Source organism: Arthrobacter sp. GQ119, assembly GCF_059759125.1.
The window spans coordinates 262,630-285,164 of the sequence record NZ_JCAXEA010000003.1 but is presented as its reverse complement, the minus strand read 5'-3'; the positions used below and the strand labels follow the sequence as shown (position 1 = coordinate 285,164).

The window sequence follows — 22,535 nt, the reverse complement described above, 5'->3', positions numbered from 1 at the left end:
AGGTCCGCGGCCTTTGGCCGAAACTGGCGGGCTAGGAGGCCCGGCGTGCGCGGGCTGCCCTGCGCTTGAGCGCACGGCGCTCGTCTTCACTCATGCCGCCCCAGACGCCGGCATCCTGACCGGACTCAAGCGCCCACTGCAGGCACGTGTCGACCACAGGGCACCGGCGGCACACACTCTTGGCTTCCTCGATCTGAAGCAGGGCTGGGCCCGTGTTTCCTACCGGGAAGAAAAGCTCCGGGTCCTTGTCGAGGCACGCTGCGCGGTTACGCCAATCCATGCTGATCAGTCACTCCATTCCTGGGAAGTCAATCGCCACTTGTGAAAATATTCACTAGGGCCTACATAGGAAAGGGGCCCTGAGGGGCCCCCTTGGTCATCTGGATCAAGCGTTTCATGTTAACGCTGTGTAAACAAGGGGTAGTGGTCCACGAAATGCCCCCGAAACGTGAGCGATGCATCACACCGGGAAGCCGCCGCCCCACCGAGTGTCGACTATGTCCGGTAGGGTGCCAGTGTGTCAAGACCCCCAGCCAGCCCTTCCGACCCGTCCCCCGAGCCTGGTGATAATGGCGCCTCCAAACATCAGCGCGCGCCGGAGACGCCATCATCGTTCGGCGGGCGTCCCCGTCCAATCGCCGTGATCTCTGCGGTTGTCGCGGCCGAAGCCACCGCCCTGCTGGCCGCTGCCGGCTGGTACGGACTCCAGCTCCTGACCGCCGCCCCTGTTCTGTCTTTCTGGGGCGCCGTCTTTACCCTTGCTTTACTGCTGGCTTTCGCATCGTGGCTGTATGCCGTTGCCGTGTTCCTGTTCAGGGGCTTCCGCTGGCCACGGGCGGGTGCCCTGGTGGCGCAATTGTTCGTCCTCACCATAGGATTCCCGACCCTTACCGGCGGTTATCCGCTGGCGGGCCTGGCCATGCTCCTTCCCGCCGCTGTTGTCATCGTGTTGCTGTTCGATAAGCGGGTCATCCGGTTCGCCTCCCGGTCCGCCGGCTCGCCTCCCGCGCTCTGATCACTGGCCGTTACCTCGCCGGGGCGGATCAGTCCGGAGGAACGGCCAGCTGAACCGGCACCGCCGTGCCGTCCGACAGAAGGACCGCCCGTCCCGGAGGCGGATTGGGTTCCAGTTCGAACCTCAGCCCGAAGAGGTCGCCGTCCAGGGGACTTCTTGGAGCAATCAGTATCCCGCTGCCGCAGCTGCGGGCGGCGATGGCCAGGGGAACCCGCTGCACCAGAGTCTGGCTGAAGCCCGCGGACACGATGACGGCCCAGCCGAGGGCGTTGACGTCAAGCAACTGCTGATTGACGGAGGAGGGCAGCTGGTCGGCGTCGTCAACGAGCAGCACAGCATCCCCGGCCAGCCGTCCTGCCAGTGCCTCGCGGTGGATTTCCTCCCAGTACCCGGCAGGGCTGGCATTGGCGTCGGGATGCAGCCAGGCCGCCGCTGAACGGTTAAGGACGGGAATAGCATCGAGCAACGTGCTTTTTCCCGACCCGGGGCTGCCCAGAATGGCGAGGGCGCCGCCGGACGGGAGCCGCACAGCTGCAGGGCGAAGATCGTCGCCGCCCACACCGATGTACAGCTGCCGGCTCCGGCTGAAACTTCTCAGAGACTTTTCCCGACGGCGGGCCGTCTCCGCGGCAGCAGGGCTGGTGCCACTGCCGATCAGGGCAAGCAGGTTGTCCACCGGAAGACGCGAAGGCAACGCCTCCACCGGGAAAGGCGCGGCCTGCAGGCCTGGCTGCTTCCCTGAGCGATGGTGCAGCAGCCCGCCGTCGGCGTGGAACTGGCAGACTGCCGGAGCGCCGCCGGATATTGATCCGAAGGCCACGGCACGTCCGGGGACATCCGGGATCTCGGGCATCTTGGGCCATGTGAACCGGCTCTCATCGCTTGCGCCCTTGGGAAAGTAGACGCGGCTTGGTATGGCGGAAAGGAACCGAGCCATGGCCAATTCCCGCTCTCCCGACATGACCACAGCAATACCGGCACGGCATCCGTCGCGGACGATGTCCTGGACCAGGTCTTCAGCCCACATCAAAGGACCAGCCCGCAGGGCGGAGACCCACGATCCCCACCCCGAGATGGCCAGAATCAGGGGAGTGGCCTCAGAGGACCCCGCACCACTCAGCCGCTGGGACATCTCCTGGCGAAGCCTTTCCAGCACCCGCACTCCCCGCCGCAAATCGTGCAGCCCCACCACGGCACCGGTCCGCGTCGAGGCCTTTATTCCGGACAGCGAGCCGTCGGCATCCAGGACGTAGAGATGGGACTCCTCCGGATGCACCGCCAACTGGTTCAGAGCCAGCGACAACGCGCGGGCCGCATCACCGGCCGTGCCGCCCACCAGGGCAAGATGCCCATCGATGACAGGGCGCCAGAAGAGTCGGGTAATCTCCTGGTGCTGCGGCAGGTCCAGCCAGCCGAGCTCCACGCAGCAGCCTCCGCGGGGAGGAGCGGCGGCTCCGGGCAGCGCGGAGGAGACAGGGCGGGCGCTGGGGTCATCTGCCCTGCCGGGAAAGGTCGGAACGGCCGGCAGCGGCGGGGCGACAGGGCTTCTGACAGCAGCGCCGCCCCGTGCTGCCCATAAGGCCGCCGCCACCTCGACCAGGGGATTGGCCGCGGCGGCGGGTGTGGGCGGGGCGACCCCGTCCGCTGCCGGGGTCGCGGCCAGGAGCAGGGAGTCCGTCGTGCGGCGGACAGTGGCCGTGCCGTGCCCGGGCTCGGCGGCCGGGATGGAGAGCGCAGCCGCCTGGAACTCCCCGGGCTCTTGCGTCCCCTTGGCAAGATAAGCCCGGCCGGGCGTTTCCACCCTGATCGCGGCTGCGGCGCCGGTGCCGATAATGTCGGCCGATTCATGGGCGGACTGGACCCGGAGGGCGATGCTGGTGGTGACGTTGGCCCTGATATCGGCGTTGAGTGCGCCCTGCGGGCGCTGCGTAGCCATGATCAGGTGGATTCCCAGCGAGCGGCCGATGGTGGCAATTCTCATCAGCTCGTGCAGGGACGCGGGAGCGTCGTCCACCAGCATCCGGAATTCATCGATGACGAGGATCAGCTGCGGGAGAGGAGGCAAGTCATGGGCCTTGGACAGACGGTAGGCCGCGAGGTCCGGTGCCTGAACCTCCGCGAGGAGGCGCTCCCGGCGGCGGACCTCCGCACGCAGTGATGTCATCGTCCGGTCCAGTTCGCTTCTTGAGAGGTCGGTCAGCATGCCCACGCAGTGGGGGAGCGGCGTCAGCGGTCCCAGCCCGGACCCGCCCTTGAAATCGAAGAACAGGAAGTTGACCCGGTCCGGGGGATAGCTGAGCGCCAAGGCCACGGTCAGGCTTCGCAGGAGCTCCGACTTTCCGGAGCCGGTAGTGCCGGCAACGAGGACGTGCGGGCCGTCGGCCTCAAGATCCAGGATGCGCGGACCATCTGCATTATGACCAATGGGTATGGCCAGCCCGAGTGCAAGGCGTCCCCTCAACCATCTGCCGTCGGCCGCCTCTGCTGACAGGTCAAGAATGTCACTGAGCGGGCACGCTGCGGGCATGGAGTGCTCATCAGCTGCGCGTCTGGTTTGGCTGGCCTGCCGGCAGTATCGGGCAAAGACCTCTGGAGGTACGAGATCGGGGGTGAAGCCCTGGCTGCTGCCGGCGGAGCGAAACACAGCCTGTTGCCCGGTCAGCTCGATACATGTCTCAGGCGGTCCCGGGGCAGTTGGGGTCGCCGGCGCAGCCGAAACGTCCGGACCGCAATCTGTGAACCTGATGACGCGCCACCTGTGCCGCCGTGCCGCTTCAACCAGCTGGTCGGGCCAGCCCGCTCCTGCGGGGGAGGTGAGCAGGAAGGCTCCGGCGTCGCCGTCCCCGTTCGAAGCGCAGGCGAGGGTACTCTCAACGTCCCCGGGGGCAACGTGCAGAGTGACGTTGGGAAGGTATCTCGCAGCCAGTGGCAGCGACGACACAGGTCCGCAGACAGTGACCCGTGTTCCGCGGGCCATCGGATATCCCGTGAGCTGCATGAGAAACGAACGCATCAGTCCGGACACTTCGGTTTCAACCCCCCGCACGGTGACGACGGGCAGCCGCGGGTCCAGCAGCAGCGGAACTGACCCCAGCGGCGGGGGCCGAAATTCCACATCCGGTGGGTCTACCCATACATTCGCATCCTGCTCCGCCAGCCCGAGGCGGAGCCAGACGCCCGAGACGTCCGGCGGGGCGTCGGCGGTTATCACCGTTCCCGCCGCCTCAAGGGCCAGCTGCGAAGCCGACGGCGCCGACCGCCGTCGTCGTTCCCGATCTTCGGCCGCTGCCTCGGCAACTGCCGATCGCATCCTGCGCCGCTGCCGGCGGCCCGCTATGAGCGGCGCCAGGAGCATCACCACGGATACTGCCGTGAATGCCAGAAACATCCACATTCCGGTCAGCAGCGCCAGCCCCACCCCGACAGCAACCGGGAGCGCAGCACTGAGCAACAGCATTCCCCGGTTTTCCTGCCCCGCCTGCCGCGGTACCGTCAACGGTTCGGCTATGGACTGACCGGCGGAACCCAGGAGTGCGTTCGAGGACCCGGGCGGTCCGGCCACCATTACGGACATGGTGGACCGCCCGCAGCGGATGAGGGAGCTGGTGGAGAGGGCAGCATTCCGGACGACTTGGCCATCCACTTCGGTGCCGTTGGCGCTGCCGAGATCTTCAATGGTCAGGGCTGTATCTGACACGTCGATTCGTGCGTGTTCGCGTGACAGGTCCGGGTCAGGAAGTGTCAGATCAGCGTGGGTGCGCCCGATCAGGTAGCTCCCGCGGCGCAGCGGCAGCACTGTTCCGGCGGCAGGGCCGCTGTGGACAGCCAGCATCAGGGTGGCGGGGGCAACGCGCGCAGACCGGCTGGGGCGGCCTTCCGGGTGGTGCCCGCCGTCCACGAGGACGGCACCGGTGACCAGGGGTGCCTGCCCCACGGTCAAGGAAGGAAGCGGCAGGCCATTCACGGTCAGCCGACGGGTGCGGAAGCCCCGGGCCAGCTCCCGGTCCAGCACTGTTCCCGAAGACCCCTCAGGGACCGCCGCCGTCAGTTCTTCCGGCGCGGCGGCCTCGCCGGAGCCGGGGCCCCGAACCAGGGTGAAGTGCAGATCCACCTGCCGGGCCTCCGTTCCTGAGGGAAATTCAGGCACCACGCTAACGCCGGCGCCGCCGCAAGTATGCGGGTGCAATGGCCTATGTGGATAACGTCCCCTGCGGCCTCCAAACGGCCGGGCGACCAGACTCGGGTAGGCTAGTGCAGCAGGTAATGCACAACATTGGCCTGCCCGAATTCGAACCAGGAGATTTAGTGACTGCTGACCTCGTCATCGTAGGATCAGGCTTTTTCGGCCTGACAATCGCAGAACAGGCCGCCACTGAGCTGGGCTTGAAGGTCGTCGTCCTCGACCGCCGCCACCACATCGGCGGGAACGCCTACAGCGAAAAAGAAGAACAGACGGGAATCGAGGTCCACCGCTACGGTGCGCATCTCTTCCACACCTCCAACGAGCGGGTCTGGGAGTATGTGAACCGCTTCACGACCTTCACGAACTACGTCCACAAGGTCTATGGCGTCCACAAGGGCGAGGTCTATTCACTGCCTATTAACCTGGCCACGATCAACCAGTTCTTCCGCGCCAACCTGACCCCGGGACAGGCAAAGGCCCTGATTCAGGAGCAGGCCGGCGAACTCGCGGGGACGGATCCCCAGAACCTGAACGACAAGGGCATCCAGCTCATCGGACGGCCGCTCTACGAAGCGTTCATCAAGCACTACACCGGCAAGCAGTGGCAGACGGATCCCAAGGATCTCCCGGCCGGCATCATTTCCCGGCTTCCGGTCCGCTACAACTACGACAACCGGTACTTCAACGACAAGTATGAAGGCCTGCCGACCAACGGGTACACGGCATGGATCGAAAAGATGGCGGAACACCCGAACATCGAAGTACGGCTGAACACCGACTTCTTCGACGATTCCCACGAGTACAGCAAGGACAAGGTCGTCGGAAACATCCCGGTCATCTACACGGGGCCCGTGGACCGCTACTTCGACTTCGCCGAGGGCGACCTGTCCTGGCGGACCATCGACTTCGAAGAGGAAGTTCTCGACGTCGGCGATTTCCAGGGAACCTCTGTGGTCAACTACAACGACGGGGACGTCGCCTTCACCCGCATCATCGAACCGCGGCACTTTCACCCGGAGCGGGACTACCAGAGTGAGAAGACCGTCATCATGCGGGAATTCTCCCGCTCCGCCGAGAAGGGCGACGAGCCCTACTACCCAATCAACACCCCCGCGGACCGGGAGCGGCTGCTGAAGTACCGCGACCTGGCAGCAGCCGAGAAGGATGTCCTGTTCGGCGGACGCCTCGGCACCTACAAGTACCTCGACATGCACATGGCCATCGGATCGGCCCTGACGATGTTCGACAACAAGATCCGTCCGCATTTTGAAAGCGGAACAAAACTTGAAAGCGGAGGCGTGGACGCATGAGCACAGCTACCAAGACCGAGGCCTTGCACGTGAGCGAGGAAGGCCAGTCCTGGCGGGTCCTGCAGCGGGTTATTCTGCCGAGCCAGAGCCAGATGGACACCGTGCCTCTGTACCTTGACACCGGAACCGCAACCGGCGTGCAGCTGCCTACGTCGAACCTTGAGGCAAACAGCAGGACCAAGACCCAGACCGTCAGCGCTCCGAGCAAGGAAGCGCACGTGGAAGACTTCCTGACGCGTCATTCGACGTCGGTCCGCCCGGGTGAGCGTGTCTCGTTCGGCAGCTACTTCAACGCGTTCGCCGCGAGCTACTGGCGTCGCTGGACCACCGTCAAGAGTGTCCGGCTGTCGGTTTCCACTTCCGGTTCCGGCTCCGTTATCGTCTACAAGTCGAACGCCCGCGGTGCGCTCCAGCGCGTTGATTCCCGTAAGGTCGAGGGCGGCTCCGTCAGCACCTTTGACCTGACCCTCGCCCCGTTCGGCGACGGCGGCTGGTACTGGTTCGACCTTGTGGCCGGGTCCGAGCCCCTGGTGCTCCAGAACGCTGAGTGGCTGACGGAAGGCGACGACAGCCAGCAGGGCAGTGTGACGCTGCAGATCACCACCCTCAACAAGACCGAATTCTGCATCAACAACCTCAAGCTGCTGTCCGAGAACCCGGATGCCCTGGAGCACGTCAAAGAGCTCGTGGTTGTCGATCAGGGGACGCAGAAAGTGTCCGATGCTGACGGTTTCGCCGAGGTGGCCGCGGCGCTGGACGGCAAGCTGAGGATCATCAACCAGGACAACCTGGGCGGTTCCGGCGGATTCGCACGCGGCATGTACGAGGCAGTCGAGAACGGCAGCGACTATGTGCTGCTGATGGACGACGACGTCGTAGTGGAGCCCGAGAGCATCTCAAGGATGCTCACCTTCGCAGACCTGTGCAAGACCCCGACCATCGTCGGCGGGCACATGTTTGACCTGTACAACCGCACGGTGCTGCACACGTTCGGTGAGATCGTGAACCCCTGGCGTTTCCTCTGGGAACAGTCCCGTGAGGACATGCTGCTGGGCCACGACTTCCAGTCCACCAACCTGCGTCAGACCAGCTGGCTCCACCGCCGGGCTGATGTTGACTTCAACGGCTGGTGGATGTCGCTGATCCCCACGCGTATCATCCGAGAAATCGGCCTTGCCCTTCCGGTGTTCATCAAATGGGATGACGCCGAATACTCCCTCCGGGCCAAGGAACATGGCTATCCGACCGTTTCCATGCCCGGCGCGGCGGTCTGGCATGTTTCCTGGATCGACAAGGACGACCTCGTGGGCTGGCAGGCATACTTCCACGCCCGCAACAGGTTCATTGCGGCGCTGATCCACAGCCCCTACGAGTTCGGCGGCCGGATCGTCCGCGAGTCGCACTACGCAGACATCAAGCACCTGGTCTCCATGCAGTACGCCACCGCACGGGGGCGCAACATGGCGCTGCGGGACCTCCTGCGGGGACCCGGGCAGCTTCACGGGCATCTGGCCAAGAAGCTGCCTGAAATCCGGGACATGATGAAGGAGTACCCGGACTCGGTGATTGCCACTGATCCGGATACCTTCCCTGCCGCGAAGCTGGACAAGCCCCCGAAGCACGGGCACGGTGTCCGCGAGCCGAACAAACTCGGCCTGATCCCCATCGCCGCGAAGACCGTGCTGCGCCAATTGGTGAAGCCCGTTACGCCGTCGAGCAGGGTCCGTCCCCAGGCGAATGTGGCTCACCAGGACAACCGCTGGTGGCGCATGTCCCAGTACGATTCCGCTGTCGTCACAAACGCCGAAGGCACTGGCTCCGCATGGTACAAACGTGACCCGAAGCAGCTCCGCTCCATGCTCGCCGAGAGTGCGCGCCTGCACTCACTGCTGCTGAAGGATTGGAAAAAGCTCAGTGCCGAGTACAAGGCCGCGCTGCCTGAGATTACGTCGCTTGACACGTGGAAGAAGACCTTTGACGCACATAGCGAACGCGTAGATGAGCGTTAGCACGGAGCTGGCCCGCCCCGGTGTCGGCGGCGGGCTCGCTGAGGTCTTTCGCACGAGGTTCCTGCTGAAGCTTCTGGTCCGCAAAGAACTGAAGGTCAGGTACCGGGGTTCCGTGCTTGGGCTGCTCTGGTCCTATGTGAAGCCCGGTGTGCAGTTCATCGTGTTTTACATTGCGCTCGGTGTGTTCCTGGGACTTGAGAGCAGTCCCAGGAACCCGGACGGCCTTCCCAACTATGCGATCTATCTGTTCTCCGGAATTGTGCTGATCAACTTTTTCAACGAGGCGCTGGGGAACGCCTCCCGCTCTATCGTGAACAACGGCGGGCTCATCAAGAAGATCTATCTTCCGCGGGAGCTGTTCCCCGTCGCCTCGGTATGGGTCTCTGCCGTGCACTTCTTTCCGCAGCTCGTCATTCTCGTCGGCGCATGCCTCTACGCAGGATGGCACCCGTCCTTCCTGCAGTTGGCCACCGCACTGGGCGGCTTCGCGATCGTCGGCCTGCTCGCAACAGGCCTCGGCCTGCTGTTCGGCGCAGTCAACGTCTACTTTCGCGACTCGGAGAACTTTGTCGACATGCTCCTCATGGTGGCGACCTGGGCTTCGCCCGTGATGTACGCCTGGACGATGGTTGCGGACAAGCTGGGGGAGTTCTGGTTCACGGTGTACCAGTTCAATCCCATTACGGTGGGCGTGGAATCATTCCACTACGCGTTTTGGCTTCCGACGACGGACGGCAGCGCTCCGCTGCCTCCGCACCTGCTGTCTGTCTGGCTGCCGGTTGCGCTGCTTGTCTCCGCCGGCATCCTGCTCATCGGCCAGCTGACTTTCCGCCGGCTTGAGGGCCGTTTTGCACAGGAGCTCTAACGTGACCACCGCCATCGAAGTCAAGAACATCAACAAGCAGTTCGTCCTGCGCCACACGAGGTCCATCAAGGAAGCCATCGTCTGGCTCGCCAAGGGCCGCAAAGGCGATCTTTCGGAGAAGTTCCACGCACTGCATGACGTCTCACTGGAAATCGGTCAGGGGGAGGCCGTGGCCCTCCTTGGTTTCAACGGTTCCGGCAAGTCGACTCTGCTGAAACACATTTCAGGTGTCATGGTGCCCGACAACGGGACCGTGCGGACGCGCGGCAGGGTTGCGGGGCTGATTGAGGTCGGTGCGGGTTTCCACCACGACCTGTCAGGCCGGGACAACGTGTACCTCAACGGGGCCATCCTTGGCATGACCGAAGAACAGATCAAGGAGCGCTTCGACTCCATCGTTGAATTTGCCGAAATCGGCAAGTTCATTGACACCGAGGTGAAGTTCTATTCGTCGGGCATGTACCTCCGGCTCGCATTTTCAGTGGCCGTCCATACCGATCCCGAGGTGTTCCTGGTGGACGAAATCCTGGCAGTCGGCGACGAGCCCTTCCAGAGGAAGTGCATCGCCAAGATCCAGGAGCTAGCCGCGGAAGGGAAAACCCTGGTCGTGGTGAGCCATGATCTGGATCTCGTGTCGCGGATTTGCGACCGGGGGATCCTGCTCGACCGGGGCAATGTCACGTTTGACGGCCCGATCGAACAAGCGGTGGCCACGCTGCGGGCCTAGGAAAGGTCACATCCCTCCTGAGAGCATGGCCGGCTGTGCGGTAGCTAAAGAATAGCCCCGTGCGTCCATCGGACGCACGGGGCTATTCCTGCCGGTAGAGCTCCTACGGATTGCCCAGCGGGCCGCAACCGGTCACTTGGTAAAGCCTGGCCGGTCCTTGCTGATCGACGAGCTTTAGGCCGGGAGCACTTTCAGCCTTGTCCATTGCAGTGTTGGGGTGCGCTCCGCCGTGCACTTCCCGGTCGTCGAAAATGAGCGCGAACTGGACGTTTAATTTCTTCACGGCCGGGCACACTGCCGGGTTGACTCCTGCCTCATCGATCCTGCTCATGATGATGAGTTCTTCCGGTGTCCGCCTGCCCACGATATGCGGGGATACCGAGCGCCGAAGAGCCAAGCCTTCCGTCAGGGACGCCCCCGTCCAGGGATCGCCGTAGACGCTGGCCCCGGCCGGAACGTGGCTGGGCAGACGGTCCAGGAGCGCCCGCTCGTCACTGGACACCAGCGGGGCATGCGGGCCGGTCCTGTAGTTGGCTGAGGCAAGCACCTGTTCTTTTCCAACGGCACCGAACTGCGCACCCACCGCAATGGCGAAAACTCCCACCAGCAGAACGGCGGCGGGCGCAATCTTGTCCAGGGCGGTCGCGCCGGGAAGACGCAGTATCCTGCTGGCCGTCTCGCCCACCCGGTGCCTCGTGGTCGCAGCGGCAGTTCCACGGAGAATGCTTTCGCCACCCAGAACGGCCAGGGGCAGCAAGACGACGGGCAGCATCGCGGCGAGGCGGAATGAGTCGTTGTACCAGACTCCGGTCAGGAAGTGCCGGGTCTCGCTCGGAGGAAGCGCGGACGCCACGATGAAGAGTCCGGCAGCAACAAAGGCCATTCCCAGCGCCCAGACGAGCTTTCGCCGTGCGATGGAGGCGACAAGTCCGGCGACGAGCATCACGAACATCACCAGGGAAACATGCCTTCCCTGGGGGCCGGCGCCGAGAACTTCACCGATGGCCTGGGAAACGGTCTGATAGGGCTTCCACCGTGAAGACGTGAGGCTCTGGCCGGCCATGTCCCACACGATGATGACCAACGGAATGAATACGGCTGTCAGGACGGCAAAGCCGATCAACTGCCGGCCAGTGGCCTCTCTGCGCCTGAAGCCGGCGGCGAGGCGGACGAGCTTCGTCAGCAGCAGCGGGAGGGCCAGTCCAAACAGGGCCACGACGAAACTCGGATGGGCCAGGGCCAAGCCGGGGAGGATGAGAACCCCCTGACAGAGCACAGGCACGATCCGCCGCTTGGTTGGGTTGAGGCCCAGAAGGTCAATGGCCAGCGCCAGTGCCACGGGCATGATCGCGATCGCCAACAGGTTGGGGTACAGAACGCCGAAGTCGATCATGAGGTACGGAAAGGAGCTGAAGCCCGCGGCCAGAGCACCCGTCAGCAGCATGGGCAGGACATGTCCACTGGAGATCCGGCTGATCAGGTACATCATTCCCAGTGGCCACATGACGCCGGCAATAACGATATTGCCGGCGCTGATGGCTTCCGGGACTGAGACTGACGCTGTTGAGGCGACGAGTGCGATCAGGTCATGCCATGCAGCGGGGTAGAACGCCGCAGACGCTTCGGTCAGGTTTCCCAGCGTCAGGGACGAGCCTGATCCGGTGATCAAGATGTGACCGATGGCGTTCAGATGGAAGATGTTGTCATAGGTTTGCGAGATGTTGCCGGGTGCGCCGATGATCCGCGCAAACCGCACAGAGATGATGACCGCCGGTATGGCGAAGGCGGCAACGATTGCACCGCGCCTGACCCACTCCTGTACTGACGTAAGGGTCGGCCCCGTGGCGCCATTGTTCTCCGCGGTCTTGTCGAACGACTTACGGGGCTGGGCCCCAAATACAAGGCCGCGCATGGCCAAGACGTAGCGCAGCACGAGAGCCGTGACAGTGAGGATCAGCGCACAAGCAGCGACGGGGATGATGCCGTAGCGGATGCCGGCGTACGGAGCCGCCACGGCAACGGCGCTGGCGAGCGTGACCGTCGTCGGACCGGAGACCGCGAAGAGCGGAAGACCCCTTACACCTGCCGCACGCATGACCAACAGCCCAGGCCCCAGGAAGATCACTGCGGCAAGCAGTAGAACGGGCACGAATGTCACCCAGGGCATGGTCGCTCCTCGACGGTTTCAGGGAAATATGGCCAGTGGCCAACAATACTGTAAGCAGCCGAGGCGCTCAGCGCCGTCCCCGGCCCCTCGCCTCAATGTGGGAGACTATTCCAGTGAATCGAACGTGGATTGTCATTCCTATGTACAACGAAGGCACCGTTGTCGCCGATGTAATCCGAGGTCTCCTGCCCGTTTTCCCGTACGTAGTGTGCGTTGATGATGGCAGCTCGGACAATTCGGCGCAGATCGCCCGTGAGGCCGGTGCCGTGGTGGTGCAGCACCCCATCAACCTCGGCCAGGGGGCCGCGCTCCAGACCGGCATCGAGTATGCGCTGCAGGATCCGGAGCTCGGGTGCATTGTGACTTTCGATGCCGACGGGCAGCACAAAGTTTCTGACGCCCTCGCGATGGCGAACCGCGTCCTTAACGATGAGGCCGACATCGTGCTCGGCTCCCGGTTCCTGGATGACCGGACGAAGCTGTCACCCATGAAGCGGATCGTTCTCAAAACGGCCGCGCTGCAATCCAAGCTTTCCACCGGCCTGGACCTGACCGACGCCCACAACGGGCTCCGGGCTTTCAATCCGTATGTTGCCCGCAACATCAACCTGACGCAGAACCGCATGGCCCATGCCTCGGAACTCGTGAACCGGCTGGCCACGTTGAAGCCACGTTATGTGGAACACCCCGTGGAGATCATCTACACGGATTATTCGAAGGCCAAGGGCCAGTCCCTGCTGAACTCGGTCAACATTCTCGCGGAACTGTTTTTGAGGTAATAAATGCTAATTGTCATCCAGGTCATCCTGGTCCTCGCCGTCGTCCTCGTCGCGATGATCCTGATGCGGGGCGGGTCCAACGCAAGGCATCTGGCGATTCGACGCCTCATGCTGATGGTCTTCACCTTCGTGGCCGCCCTGTCCATTTTCTTTCCGCAGCTGCTGACCACCGTCGCGGCCTGGTTCGGGATCGGCCGTGGCACCGACCTTGTGCTTTACGGCGTGGTTGTATGGCTGCTGATCTTCATGGCCACCACGTACCAGCGGTTCCGCCAGACAGAGATTTCGCTGACCAAGCTGTCGCGGCGGATCGCCATCGACGAGACTCCGAGAGTCTGGGAAACGGACGGCAAATAGGATGGCCGCAGGACCGGCAGAACCCACGGTGGATGTCTCGCTGATCATTCCGACCAACAGCATGCACAGATGGCTGGACCGGGCTGTTAAGTCAGTTTTGGACCAGGAGGGCGCCAGCTTCGAACTGATCCTCTACCTTGACGGGGTGGAGCTGAGCCCGGGCAGGGAATGGGCCTCCGACCCGCGTGTGCGGCTGGTCCACGGCACGAATTCCCAAGGCGTAGGGCATGCCCTGCGCGAGGCGTGCAAGCACGCGCGGGGCGAGTTCATTGCCCGGCTGGACTCCGACGACGTCGCACTGCCGGGCCGTTTTGCCCGGCAGATGGCGTACTTGCGTGAGCATCCCGACACGGTGGCGGTCACCGGCCAGGCACCGTGGATTGATGAGGAGGGCGCTCGAATCGGAGCCTTCGGACACGCATCCGGCGCTGACGTCCGGGGAAAGCTGCTGGAGCAGAACGTGCTGGTCCAGTCGGCGATCATGTTCCGTGCCGTTGACTATCGGGCGGTAGGCGGGTATAACCCGATGAGGCAGATGGAAGATTACGACCTCTGGCTGCGGCTCGCCCTGCGCGGACGCATGGCGGTCCTCGATGCCGACGTCGTGGAGTACCGCATCCACCCGAACCAAACCAGCCGGGGCGTCCATCCGCGTGCTTCCTACGTCAAGACGGTTTATGCCGGCCGCAAGAACCTCGCCCAGCTGCTGGGGAAGTCAGCGGGCAGCCAACTGGTCCGCGACACAGCGTTCCGTGCCGCGCTGTACATGATGTACTATCTGCCGCCGGGCCTGATCCGCCGCATCCGTACAGCGGCCTCCCGCTAGTTCCGGCGGCTCCGCCCGATTCCCGCGAGCTTCTATTTGAGCCTGTTGGTACCTGCGTCTCGCACGATCACCTGGGCATCTACGGCCGGACTATTTTCCAGCCTGCGCGGCAGCCCCGGGCAAGGGCGCCAGACCAGCGGCCACTACCGCTTCGACCAAGTGGAACTCATGTTCGTCGTCGATGCTGAAGGCATGCAGTTCAGGGATCTGGACGTACCCATGCACACCCTCATCGAACCAGCTGTCCTCCAGTTTGCGGATAAAGTCTGAACGCCACACGTAAAAGTTACCGTTGATCCGCAGGTACGGGGGAAGGTCCTGTCGGCGGACAATCCCCGTTCCTTCCTTGAAGTAACGCTCTAGTGCCGGGCCCTCAGTGCTGGGCCTGACACCCACCCACAGAGGATTAAAGAATGGTTCAGAAACCGCGATGACACCGTCCAGTTCAGGGTTGCTGGACAGTTGGTTTATTGCTTCCTGAACCTTTTCCGTTGTTCGGGTAGGGCTTGTCGGCTCAAGGAGCAGCACCATGTCGAAGACCTCAGAGTAGATGCTCTCTGCCATGTTCAGCGCATGGCGAAGCACGGCACTTGATGAGGCAAGGTCCGAGGCCAGTTCGGCAGGCCGGATAAAAGGAACGTCGGCGCCTGCTTCGCGAGCGACCTCGGCAATGTGTTCATCATCAGTGGAAACGATGCACCTCACGTTGTCGCCCAGCTGTTCGGCCAACGTAACCGCATGGGCCAGCAATGGCTTACCCATGAGCGGGCGGATGTTTTTACCGGGCAGGCCTTTGGATCCCCCGCGAGCGGGAACGACCGCTAGAACACGAGGGCGTACGGAATCTGGATTCATGGTGCTCTCTAACCTAAGTCGTCATGTGAGACAGCCCCATGTGCTGTCTAAGATCGTTTTCATCCTACCGGCTAACGGTTTCCAGACGGTGATGAACAGAGGCTCTGACAGCCCGACTGCGCTCCGTACACGCGCCAAGGTCGAGCTGCACGTAATATATGAGAACCATCTGTCCGACTTTTCTCTGAGGTGCCGCTACTTTATATGGACATCCAAAATCATTACTACGGCCATTCCTCGGTCCTGGCCAACTATTGCGGACTGTCAGAAATCCGCCATATTCCGGGACTGCTGCAACATGGATGGACCGTGAAGTCGCCGGTGCTGGCGCAGTTTGCGGATTTCAATGACCGAGGCGCCAACCGGAAACGACTGATATGGACGTCAGCTTCGCGCGGGTTTGATGTGGGTGCTCCGGAAAACCGCTTCCCTGACGGGTCGAGCATGGTGACGGCCGTGGGCGCACCCTTCCTCTACCTTCTTGACGCCGCCCGTGCGGCCAAGGCACTGCCGGAACGTACAGGAGGCACCATCGTTCTCCCGGTCCATGGCACGGCGCTCGTAAAGGTTAATGGCGACCATGGCGGGTTTGCACAGGAAGTGCTCCGGAGAGAGGGGCCTTCCGCCGTCTGTCTGCATATTGAAGATCTGGAACATCCCGAGATTTACCGCGCTTGGACTGACGCGGGGCACGAGATCATCAGCGCCGGCGAGCGCCGCGACCCTCAGTTCCTGGGAAGAATCCTGGGGATGGTGGGGTCCGCAGGGAAGGTCGTGTCAAACCGCATGTCCACGGCCCTTCTCTACGCCGCCGCTGCCGGCGCTGACGTCGAGATCTACGGGCCGGACTTCCAGCTCGGCCCGAACGCAGAAACCGATCCCGGCCTTCGGATGCGTGAGCTGTGGCCGGAATTCTATGAGCCGTCACCGGACAACGCTCAGCTCAAGCGCATAGCAGACCTGGAACTCGGTGTGCAGGACATGAAGTCGCCGGACGAACTGAAAAGCCTGCTCGGCTGGAACAGCCCCTCCTTCGGCGCGTTCTGGGATTACTGGGCCAGTGGTCCGCTGGAAAAGGCCCAGGCTGTCCTCGGGCTGCGGAAACGCCCCGAAGGTGCCCACAGCGGCGAAGCGGGCCTGTCCCCGGTCCATTTCCTCCGCCACCCGCTCAAGCACCTGCCGTCCCCGCTGCCGAAGCTCACGCCGGCGGTAGCCGTCGAAGCGGTCAGGCTCAAAGAGTCGGGCCGACTCTAGGGGTGGGCGCCTGGCTGATCCTCGGGGCCTCCGGGCACGCGCGCAGCCTTGCCTCGATCGTGAACGGCCGCCAAGACTATGTGGCCGCCGTTTCTGACGCCGGGCTGGCTGGGGCGGCCAGGGACTCCGCAGCGTCGGAGCGGAGCCTCAGCCCGTTCACTGCGGCAGACGGCCGCACCCCGGCGGTGTTTTTCGACGACGACGAGGCACTGAGGTTCGCCGCCGAAAATTCCCTGTCGATCGCCGTCGGCATTGGGGACAACGGCGTACGAAACCGCGTCGCCGAATCGATCATCGCTTCGCCGGAGCTGGTTCATCTTGCCGTTCCGTTGGTCGCGGCAAGTGCCACCGTTGATCCGACCGCCCACCTCGGGGCTCTTTCGCAGGTCTGTGAGCACGCCCACGTGGGCCCGTTGGCGGACATCGGCTCAGCCGTCATCGTCAACACCGGTGCAATTGTCGAACACGAGGCCGGGGTCGGATCCGGAACGCACCTGGCCCCCGGTTCAGTCCTTTTGGGGGCCTCGTTCGTGGGCAATAGAGTATTTGTTGGGTCAGGCGCCCGGGTCCTTCCCGGCTGCACTGTGGGAGGACTGTCTGTCATCGGTGCGGGCGCTGTCGTGACGCGTGATCTCGCCGGGGGAGCAACCTACATCGGTGTTCCGGCCCGGGAACTGACATCCAAGAAAGGCGCAACCCTGTGACCATCGAATCCAAAGCCCAGCATGTGACGTTCGGTCCGCACCGCATCGGTTCCGACGAGGAAGTCTTCATCATTGCCGAAGCAGGAGTGAACCACGACGGTGACGTGGCAGTTGCCCATGAACTGATCGACATGGCTGCCGACACGGGTGCCAACGCGGTGAAGTTCCAGACGTTCAAGCCTGAATCCCTGGTCACGGAAGCTGCAGATACCACTCCCTACCAGAAAAAGGCAGGGTTCGCGGAGTCCCAGTCCGAGATGCTGAGGCGCCTGACGCTGCCCGAGACTGCCTGGGTTGAGCTGCGGGACCACTGCTCCGAGCGGGGGATCACCTTCCTCTCCACACCCTTCGACTACGACAGCGCGCGGATGCTCGCGGACATTGGCGTTCCGGGGCTGAAGATCGGTTCCGGGGAGCTGACGAACACTCCCTATCTCGCCGCGATTGCGGAATTCGGCATTCCGATGATCGTCTCCACGGGAATGGGGACCAGAGAGGAGATCGCCGCGGCGCTCGAGGCGACATCCAAGGCGCCCGCGACCGTCCTGCTGCACTGCGTCTCTGCCTACCCCGCGCCCCTGGATGAGGCCAACCTGCTCGCCATTCCCGCGATGCGGAAGGAATTCGGCGTCGAGGTCGGCTGGTCGGACCACACGCCGGGCTCGCTGACGGCCATCGCCGCCACGGCTCTGGGCTCGACGCTGCTGGAAAAGCACATCACCACTGACAAGACGCGCAACGGTCCAGACCACTCCGCCTCACTTGAGCGTGCCGAGTTCGAGGATTATGTGCGCTCCGTCCGTGACGTCTACCGGGCGCTTGGCGACGGCAACAAGCGCAGAATGCCCAGCGAGGAAGCCAACGCGGGACTGGTGCGGCGCTCCTTCCACGCCGTACGGGACATCGCGGCAGGCGCTGTGATCACGGAGGCCGACGTCGCCATCCTCCGTCCGGAGGGCGGTCTCCGTCCTTCGGCCGAGGTCGTGGGCCGCTCCGCTGGCCGTGCCATCAAGGCCGGAACGCCGATGACCGCAGAGGACCTGGCCTGACATGCGGGTGCTGGGATTCGTAGGGACGCGGGCGGATCTCTTCCCACTCGCCCCCGTCCTGGTGCAGCTGGCCGGAAATCCTGACGTGGAGTTGCACGTGGCAACTGCCGTGGGGTTCCCGGCCGGGACAGCCGCGGGCCGGCTCCGGGAAGCAGGGCTGCAGGATGGTGCGTTCGTGCACCATGACCTGGGGCTCCACCTGGACGACGCGTCCGCGCTGGGCCAGCTTGCACTGGGTCCGAAACTGTCCGCCAGCATGGCTGAACTGCTGCAGCAGAACCGGCCAGACGCCGTCGTTGTTCTTGGCGACCGGTGGGAACTCCTGTACGTGGCGCCGGCAGTGGTCATCTCAGGCGTGCGGCTCGTGCATCTCCATGGCGGGGAAGTCACGGAAGGGGCGCTCGATGAGCGCGTCCGCCACGCGGTGACCAAACTGGCGGACCAGCACTGCGTGAGCACGGCCGGGGCCGCGCGCCGCGTGGCCCAGCTTGGCGAATCGCCCGAGCGGATTCACCAGACAGGCGCCCCCGGGCTCGACCGGTTCAGGAAGCCGGATCCCCTGACCGAGGAAGAGTTCCGCGCGGAGTTTGGCCGGCCCCTGGTCCGACCGCTGCTGATGGTCACGTACCACCCGCCCACGGCCGAGATGTCCGGGAACGCCGGTGCCTTGGCGCGGCAGGTATTCGACGAAGCCATTGCCGCGGCGGGCACGGTGATTCTGACATATCCGGGCTTTGACGCCGGGCGCAACGAAATCGTTGCCGAACTGGAGGACATTGCCGCCGCCGGCACCGCGATCGTCCGCGAGAGCCTGGGGCCGCTCTATCCCCGCGTCATGGCCACCATCGATGCCATAGTGGGGAATTCCTCCTCGGGCATTCTTGAGGCTGCGACCTTTTCGGTGCCGGTCGTCAACGTCGGGGATCGGCAAAAGGGCCGCGAATGCGGCGCCAACGTCATCCACTGCCGCGACGAGCGTCCGGGGATCCACGCTAGTATTGAAAAGGCTTTGAGCGCGGAGTTCCAGGAATTGTCCCGTCAGGTGGTCAATCCGTATGGGGACTCGCATTCGTCAGAACGGATCGAACGCGTGGTGGTTGGCAGCGGACGGACGCCGCTGACCAAGGCCTTCATTGACATCGGCGCTGGAGAATGACACGTATGAGTATTGACGGGCCCCTCGGCAACGTCTGCATCGGGCAGGACGCCACCGTTAGGCAGGCGCTGGAGACTATCGACCGCGGTGCGTCCGCGATCGCCCTCGTCACCGACGAAGCGGGCAAGCTCCAGGGAGTGCTGACCGACGGCGACATCCGCCGCGGCCTGCTGAAGGGGGCCGAACTCGACGGACTCGTCCACGAGTACGCGAACCGGGCACCGCACGTCGTTGGGCCCGATGCCACGCGCGCCTCGGTGCTGGACCTGATGCGCAGCCTGCGTATAAGCGAAGTTCCGGTCGTTGACGACTCCGGCAAACTCGTCGGGCTGCACACGCTGAACGACATTGTGGGGCGGACGTCCCTGAGCAATATCGCCGTCATCATGGCCGGTGGCAAGGGCACGCGCCTGGGCGCGCTGACCAAGGACACCCCGAAGCCGCTGATGACCGTCGCCGATCGGACCATCATCGAGTGGATCATCCTGGGGCTGGTGGAATCTGGCGTCACGAACATCTATGTCTCCGTGGCGTACCTGGCGGAAAAAATCATGGACCACCTCGGCGACGGCTCTCGGCTCGGCTGCACCATCAAGTATCTGCACGAGGACCCGGCCAAGCCCCTCAACACCGCCGGTGCCCTGGGGCTGCTCCACCACGAACGGCCCGACATCTCCGAGCCGGTGCTGGTCACCAACGCGGATCTTATGGTGCGCTACTCCGCTGCGGAGCTTCTCGCTTTCCACGCTTCCAAGAACGCCAGCGTGACCGTTGCCGCCCGGCCGTATGTCCACCAGGTGCCCTTCGGCGTCCTGGACATCGGCGAGAACCGCTCGATCTCCGCTGTGGTCGAGAAGCCGAGCATTGAATTCGAAATCAGCACGGGGATTTACGCCGTATCGCCGGAGGCGCTCGCGCTGGTGCCATACCTTGAACCTTTTTCCATGCCGGACCTCGTCCAGGCCTGCATTGAGCAGTCCAAGACGGTGGCCGCATGGCCGATCGAATCCGACTGGATCGACGTCGGAACCCCCAAAGACCTAGCAACAGCGAAAGGCCAGTGATCACCTTGAATCAGCAGAACCTTACGGGCAAGACCGTGGTTGTTACGGGTGCGGACGGCTTCATCGGAAGCCACGTTACCCAGCGGCTGATCGCCCAGGGCGCCAACGTGCGTGCCCTTTGCGTCTACAACTCCAACGGTTCCTACGGGTGGCTTGATGACCTGAGCCCCGAAGAGCGTGACTCAGTGGACCTGCGCCTCGGCGACATCCGCGACGCGGAGTACGTCTCCGACCTCGTTGCCGGTTCGGACGTCGTCCTCCACCTCGCGGCCCTTATCGCAATTCCCTACTCCTACGAGGCACCCCGCTCCTACGTGGAGACGAACGTCGTGGGCACGCTGAACGTCCTCGAGGGCGTGCGCCGCCACAACGTGCCGCGGCTGGTGAACACCTCCACATCCGAGGTCTACGGCACCCCCAAGACCGTGCCGATCACCATCGAAAACGAGCTCCGCGGCCAGTCCCCATACAGCGCGACGAAAATCGCCGCCGACAAGCTCTGCGAGGCGTGGGCGAGCTCGTTCGAGACTCCCGTTGTGGTGCTGCGCCCGTTCAACACCTACGGTCCCCGGCAGTCCGCACGCGCGGTCATTCCCACAGTGCTGCAGCAGATGGTGGCCGGCGCCGACAAGATCCACCTCGGCTCGCTGACCCCCCGCCGCGACTTCACCTATGTCACGGACACCGCCGACGGATTCGTGAAGGCAGCCAGCGCGGACATCCCGCTGGAGGGCCAGGTCATCCAGCTCGGCACCGGTTATGACGTCTCCATCGGGGAACTCGTTGAAATGGCCCGCAAGGTCACCGGATCGACGGCGGAAATCATCACCCAGGACGAGCGCGTCCGCCCGGAAGCCAGCGAAGTCATGCACCTTCTTTCGGACCCGTCGCAGGCGCTGGCCGAGCTCGGCTGGGCACCGCAGGTGAGCCTCGAAGAGGGACTGCGCGAATCCGCCGAATGGATCAAGGCCCGCGGCGTGGACCTTTCCGCTGCCGCACGATACTCCCGATAGTTTTTGCCAGAAAGGTCAATTGTGGCGAGCCGTATCCCCCTAGCTGTACCCAATATCGGTGAGCGTGAAGCCGAACTCGTGAACGAAGCCGTCGCCAGCGGGTTTGTTTCTTCCGTGGGGCAGTTCGTCTCCGAATTCGAGCAGAAGTTCGCTGATTACGTCGGCGCCAAGCACGCCGTGGCATGCGCGTCGGGAACCGCGGCCCTGCATATTGCGATGCGCCTGGCGGACGTTCAGCCGGGGGACCTGGTCGCTGTGTCGGACTTCACCTTCATGGCAAGTTCCAACGCGGCGTCCTACCAGTTCGCCGACCTGCTTCTCGTGGACTCGCTGGCCGAGTCCTGGTGCATGGACGTTGCAAGCCTGCGCCGGGAGATCGAGCGCAGGACGGCTGCGGGGGAGAAACTGCCCAAGGCCATCGAGATCGTGCACATCCTGGGACAGCCCGCCAATGCCCAGGCCGCGCGGGAACTTGCGGATGAATACGGCATCATCCTGATCGAGGATGCCGCGGAGGCTCTGGGCGCGATGTGGACCGAGGGGCCGCTGGAAGGCCGCCACGTCGGGACCGTCGGGCACATGGGTGCATTCTCGTTCAACGGAAACAAGATCATGACCACCGGCGGCGGCGGCATGTTCACCACCGACGATCCCGAACTGGCAGCGAAGGCCAAGCACCTGTCGACGCAGGCCAGGCTTCCGGACCGCGGCTACCTGCATGACGAAATCGGCTTCAACTACCGGCTGACGAACATCGCGGCGGCTCTCGGAGTGGCACAGCTCGAACGGTTGGACGGGTTTGTGGCGAAGAAACGTGAAATCGCCGCACGCTACGCGGATGCCTTCGACGGCACTGAGATTGAGACCCCGCCGCGGCTCCCGGGGCAGGAATCCACGTACTGGCTGTACTCGGTGCTCGTTCCGGCATCGCGCGGTGCCGGGGCCAGGGACGAACTGCAGGACTTCCTGGCCGAGGTCAACATCGAATCACGATCTCTGTGGCGTCCGCTGCATATGCAGCCGCCGCTGAGCCATGAGTTGACCCTCGACGGCGCCATCGGCGAGGACCTCTTCGCCCGGGGCCTTTCACTGCCGTGCTCCACCGATCTCACGGAAGACGATCAGTCCCGCGTGATCGAACGGGTCCACGAGTGGCTCAAACTCAGCGGTGAGTAGCTCCGGGCGGGCAGATGTTGCCGAGT

At 63.8% G+C, this 22,535-nt stretch carries 19 protein-coding genes; 15 read left to right on the top strand and 4 right to left on the bottom strand.

From position 1 onward, the window contains the following. Window positions 1–31: 31 nt before the first annotated feature. Window positions 32–280 carry a WhiB family transcriptional regulator gene (locus AC6CH3_RS04880; RefSeq protein WP_003804966.1) on the bottom strand — a complete coding sequence of 83 codons (249 nt, stop codon included), beginning with the start codon at window positions 278–280 and terminating at the stop codon, window positions 32–34. Window positions 281–517: 237 nt separating this feature from the next. Here AC6CH3_RS04880 and AC6CH3_RS04875 point away from each other — a divergent pair, with 237 nt between their 5' ends. Continuing rightward, window positions 518–1,015: a hypothetical protein gene (locus AC6CH3_RS04875; RefSeq protein WP_498131360.1), complete on the top strand. Its 498-nt coding sequence runs from the start codon at window positions 518–520 to the stop codon at window positions 1,013–1,015. Between the two features lie 28 nt (window positions 1,016–1,043). On the opposite strand, the gene AC6CH3_RS04870 is transcribed toward AC6CH3_RS04875, so the two are convergent. Then, window positions 1,044–5,126: an FtsK/SpoIIIE domain-containing protein gene (locus AC6CH3_RS04870; RefSeq protein WP_498131359.1), complete on the bottom strand. Its 4,083-nt coding sequence runs from the start codon at window positions 5,124–5,126 to the stop codon at window positions 1,044–1,046. A 194-nt stretch (window positions 5,127–5,320) separates the two neighbouring features. Between AC6CH3_RS04870 and glf the strand changes: the two genes are divergently transcribed. From glf to AC6CH3_RS04850, 4 genes are read left to right on the top strand one after another with little or no spacing between them, the layout of a single operon-like run. Further along, the gene (gene glf, locus AC6CH3_RS04865; protein WP_498131358.1) at window positions 5,321–6,508 is read left to right on the top strand and encodes a UDP-galactopyranose mutase; all 1,188 of its coding nucleotides are present in this window, start codon (window positions 5,321–5,323) and stop codon (window positions 6,506–6,508) included. Next, on the top strand, window positions 6,505–8,517 hold the full coding sequence (locus AC6CH3_RS04860; protein WP_498131357.1) for a glycosyltransferase: 2,013 nt from the start codon (window positions 6,505–6,507) through the stop codon (window positions 8,515–8,517). The genes glf and AC6CH3_RS04860 overlap by 4 nt, the downstream gene beginning before the upstream one ends. Continuing rightward, window positions 8,507–9,382: an ABC transporter permease gene (locus AC6CH3_RS04855; protein ID WP_498131356.1), complete on the top strand. Its 876-nt coding sequence runs from the start codon at window positions 8,507–8,509 to the stop codon at window positions 9,380–9,382. Before AC6CH3_RS04860 ends, AC6CH3_RS04855 begins: the two co-directional genes overlap by 11 nt. 1 nt (window position 9,383) lies before the next feature. Next, window positions 9,384–10,109: an ABC transporter ATP-binding protein gene (locus tag AC6CH3_RS04850; protein WP_309986771.1), complete on the top strand. Its 726-nt coding sequence runs from the start codon at window positions 9,384–9,386 to the stop codon at window positions 10,107–10,109. Between the two features lie 103 nt (window positions 10,110–10,212). Here AC6CH3_RS04850 and AC6CH3_RS04845 read toward each other — a convergent pair whose 3' ends face one another. Further along, on the bottom strand, window positions 10,213–12,276 hold the full coding sequence (locus AC6CH3_RS04845; RefSeq protein WP_498131355.1) for a DUF6541 family protein: 2,064 nt from the start codon (window positions 12,274–12,276) through the stop codon (window positions 10,213–10,215). Window positions 12,277–12,371: 95 nt separating this feature from the next. Between AC6CH3_RS04845 and AC6CH3_RS04840 the strand changes: the two genes are divergently transcribed. Genes AC6CH3_RS04840 through AC6CH3_RS04830 form a run of 3 tightly spaced genes read left to right on the top strand, consistent with a single transcriptional unit; the run spans window position 12,372 to window position 14,238 of the window. Beyond that, window positions 12,372–13,055, top strand: coding sequence for a glycosyltransferase family 2 protein (locus AC6CH3_RS04840; protein WP_498131354.1), 684 nt, complete (start codon window positions 12,372–12,374; stop codon window positions 13,053–13,055). Between the two features lie 3 nt (window positions 13,056–13,058). Continuing rightward, window positions 13,059–13,412 carry a DUF2304 domain-containing protein gene (locus AC6CH3_RS04835; protein WP_498131353.1) on the top strand — a complete coding sequence of 118 codons (354 nt, stop codon included), beginning with the start codon at window positions 13,059–13,061 and terminating at the stop codon, window positions 13,410–13,412. A 1-nt stretch (window position 13,413) separates the two neighbouring features. Continuing rightward, the gene (locus tag AC6CH3_RS04830; RefSeq protein ID WP_498131352.1) at window positions 13,414–14,238 is read left to right on the top strand and encodes a glycosyltransferase; all 825 of its coding nucleotides are present in this window, start codon (window positions 13,414–13,416) and stop codon (window positions 14,236–14,238) included. Window positions 14,239–14,328: 90 nt separating this feature from the next. Here the strand turns inward: AC6CH3_RS04830 and AC6CH3_RS04825 are convergent, their stop codons facing one another. Beyond that, entirely contained in the window at window positions 14,329–15,093 is a 765-nt protein-coding gene (locus AC6CH3_RS04825; protein ID WP_498131351.1) for an acylneuraminate cytidylyltransferase family protein, read from the bottom strand. Between the two features lie 204 nt (window positions 15,094–15,297). Between AC6CH3_RS04825 and AC6CH3_RS04820 the strand changes: the two genes are divergently transcribed. From AC6CH3_RS04820 to AC6CH3_RS04790, 7 genes are read left to right on the top strand one after another with little or no spacing between them, the layout of a single operon-like run. Continuing rightward, window positions 15,298–16,347 (top strand): hypothetical protein, encoded by a 1,050-nt coding sequence (locus AC6CH3_RS04820; protein ID WP_498131350.1) that lies wholly within the window; start codon window positions 15,298–15,300, stop codon window positions 16,345–16,347. A 2-nt stretch (window positions 16,348–16,349) separates the two neighbouring features. Beyond that, entirely contained in the window at window positions 16,350–17,051 is a 702-nt protein-coding gene (locus tag AC6CH3_RS04815) for an LbetaH domain-containing protein (RefSeq protein WP_498131349.1), read from the top strand. Then, a complete protein-coding gene (locus tag AC6CH3_RS04810) occupies window positions 17,048–18,100 on the top strand; it encodes an N-acetylneuraminate synthase family protein (RefSeq protein WP_498131348.1) in 1,053 nt (350 codons plus the stop codon). Before AC6CH3_RS04815 ends, AC6CH3_RS04810 begins: the two co-directional genes overlap by 4 nt. Window position 18,101: 1 nt before the next feature. Continuing rightward, window positions 18,102–19,256 carry a UDP-N-acetylglucosamine 2-epimerase gene (gene neuC, locus AC6CH3_RS04805; protein WP_498131347.1) on the top strand — a complete coding sequence of 385 codons (1,155 nt, stop codon included), beginning with the start codon at window positions 18,102–18,104 and terminating at the stop codon, window positions 19,254–19,256. A gap of 5 nt (window positions 19,257–19,261) precedes the next feature. Next, on the top strand, window positions 19,262–20,320 hold the full coding sequence (locus AC6CH3_RS04800) for a sugar phosphate nucleotidyltransferase (protein WP_498131346.1): 1,059 nt from the start codon (window positions 19,262–19,264) through the stop codon (window positions 20,318–20,320). Beyond that, window positions 20,317–21,333, top strand: a complete 1,017-nt coding sequence (locus AC6CH3_RS04795; RefSeq protein WP_400578558.1) for an SDR family NAD(P)-dependent oxidoreductase — start codon at window positions 20,317–20,319, stop codon at window positions 21,331–21,333. Before AC6CH3_RS04800 ends, AC6CH3_RS04795 begins: the two co-directional genes overlap by 4 nt. 21 nt (window positions 21,334–21,354) lie before the next feature. After that, a complete protein-coding gene (locus tag AC6CH3_RS04790; protein ID WP_498131345.1) occupies window positions 21,355–22,509 on the top strand; it encodes an aminotransferase class I/II-fold pyridoxal phosphate-dependent enzyme in 1,155 nt (384 codons plus the stop codon). The last annotated feature ends 26 nt before the right edge of the window (window positions 22,510–22,535 follow it).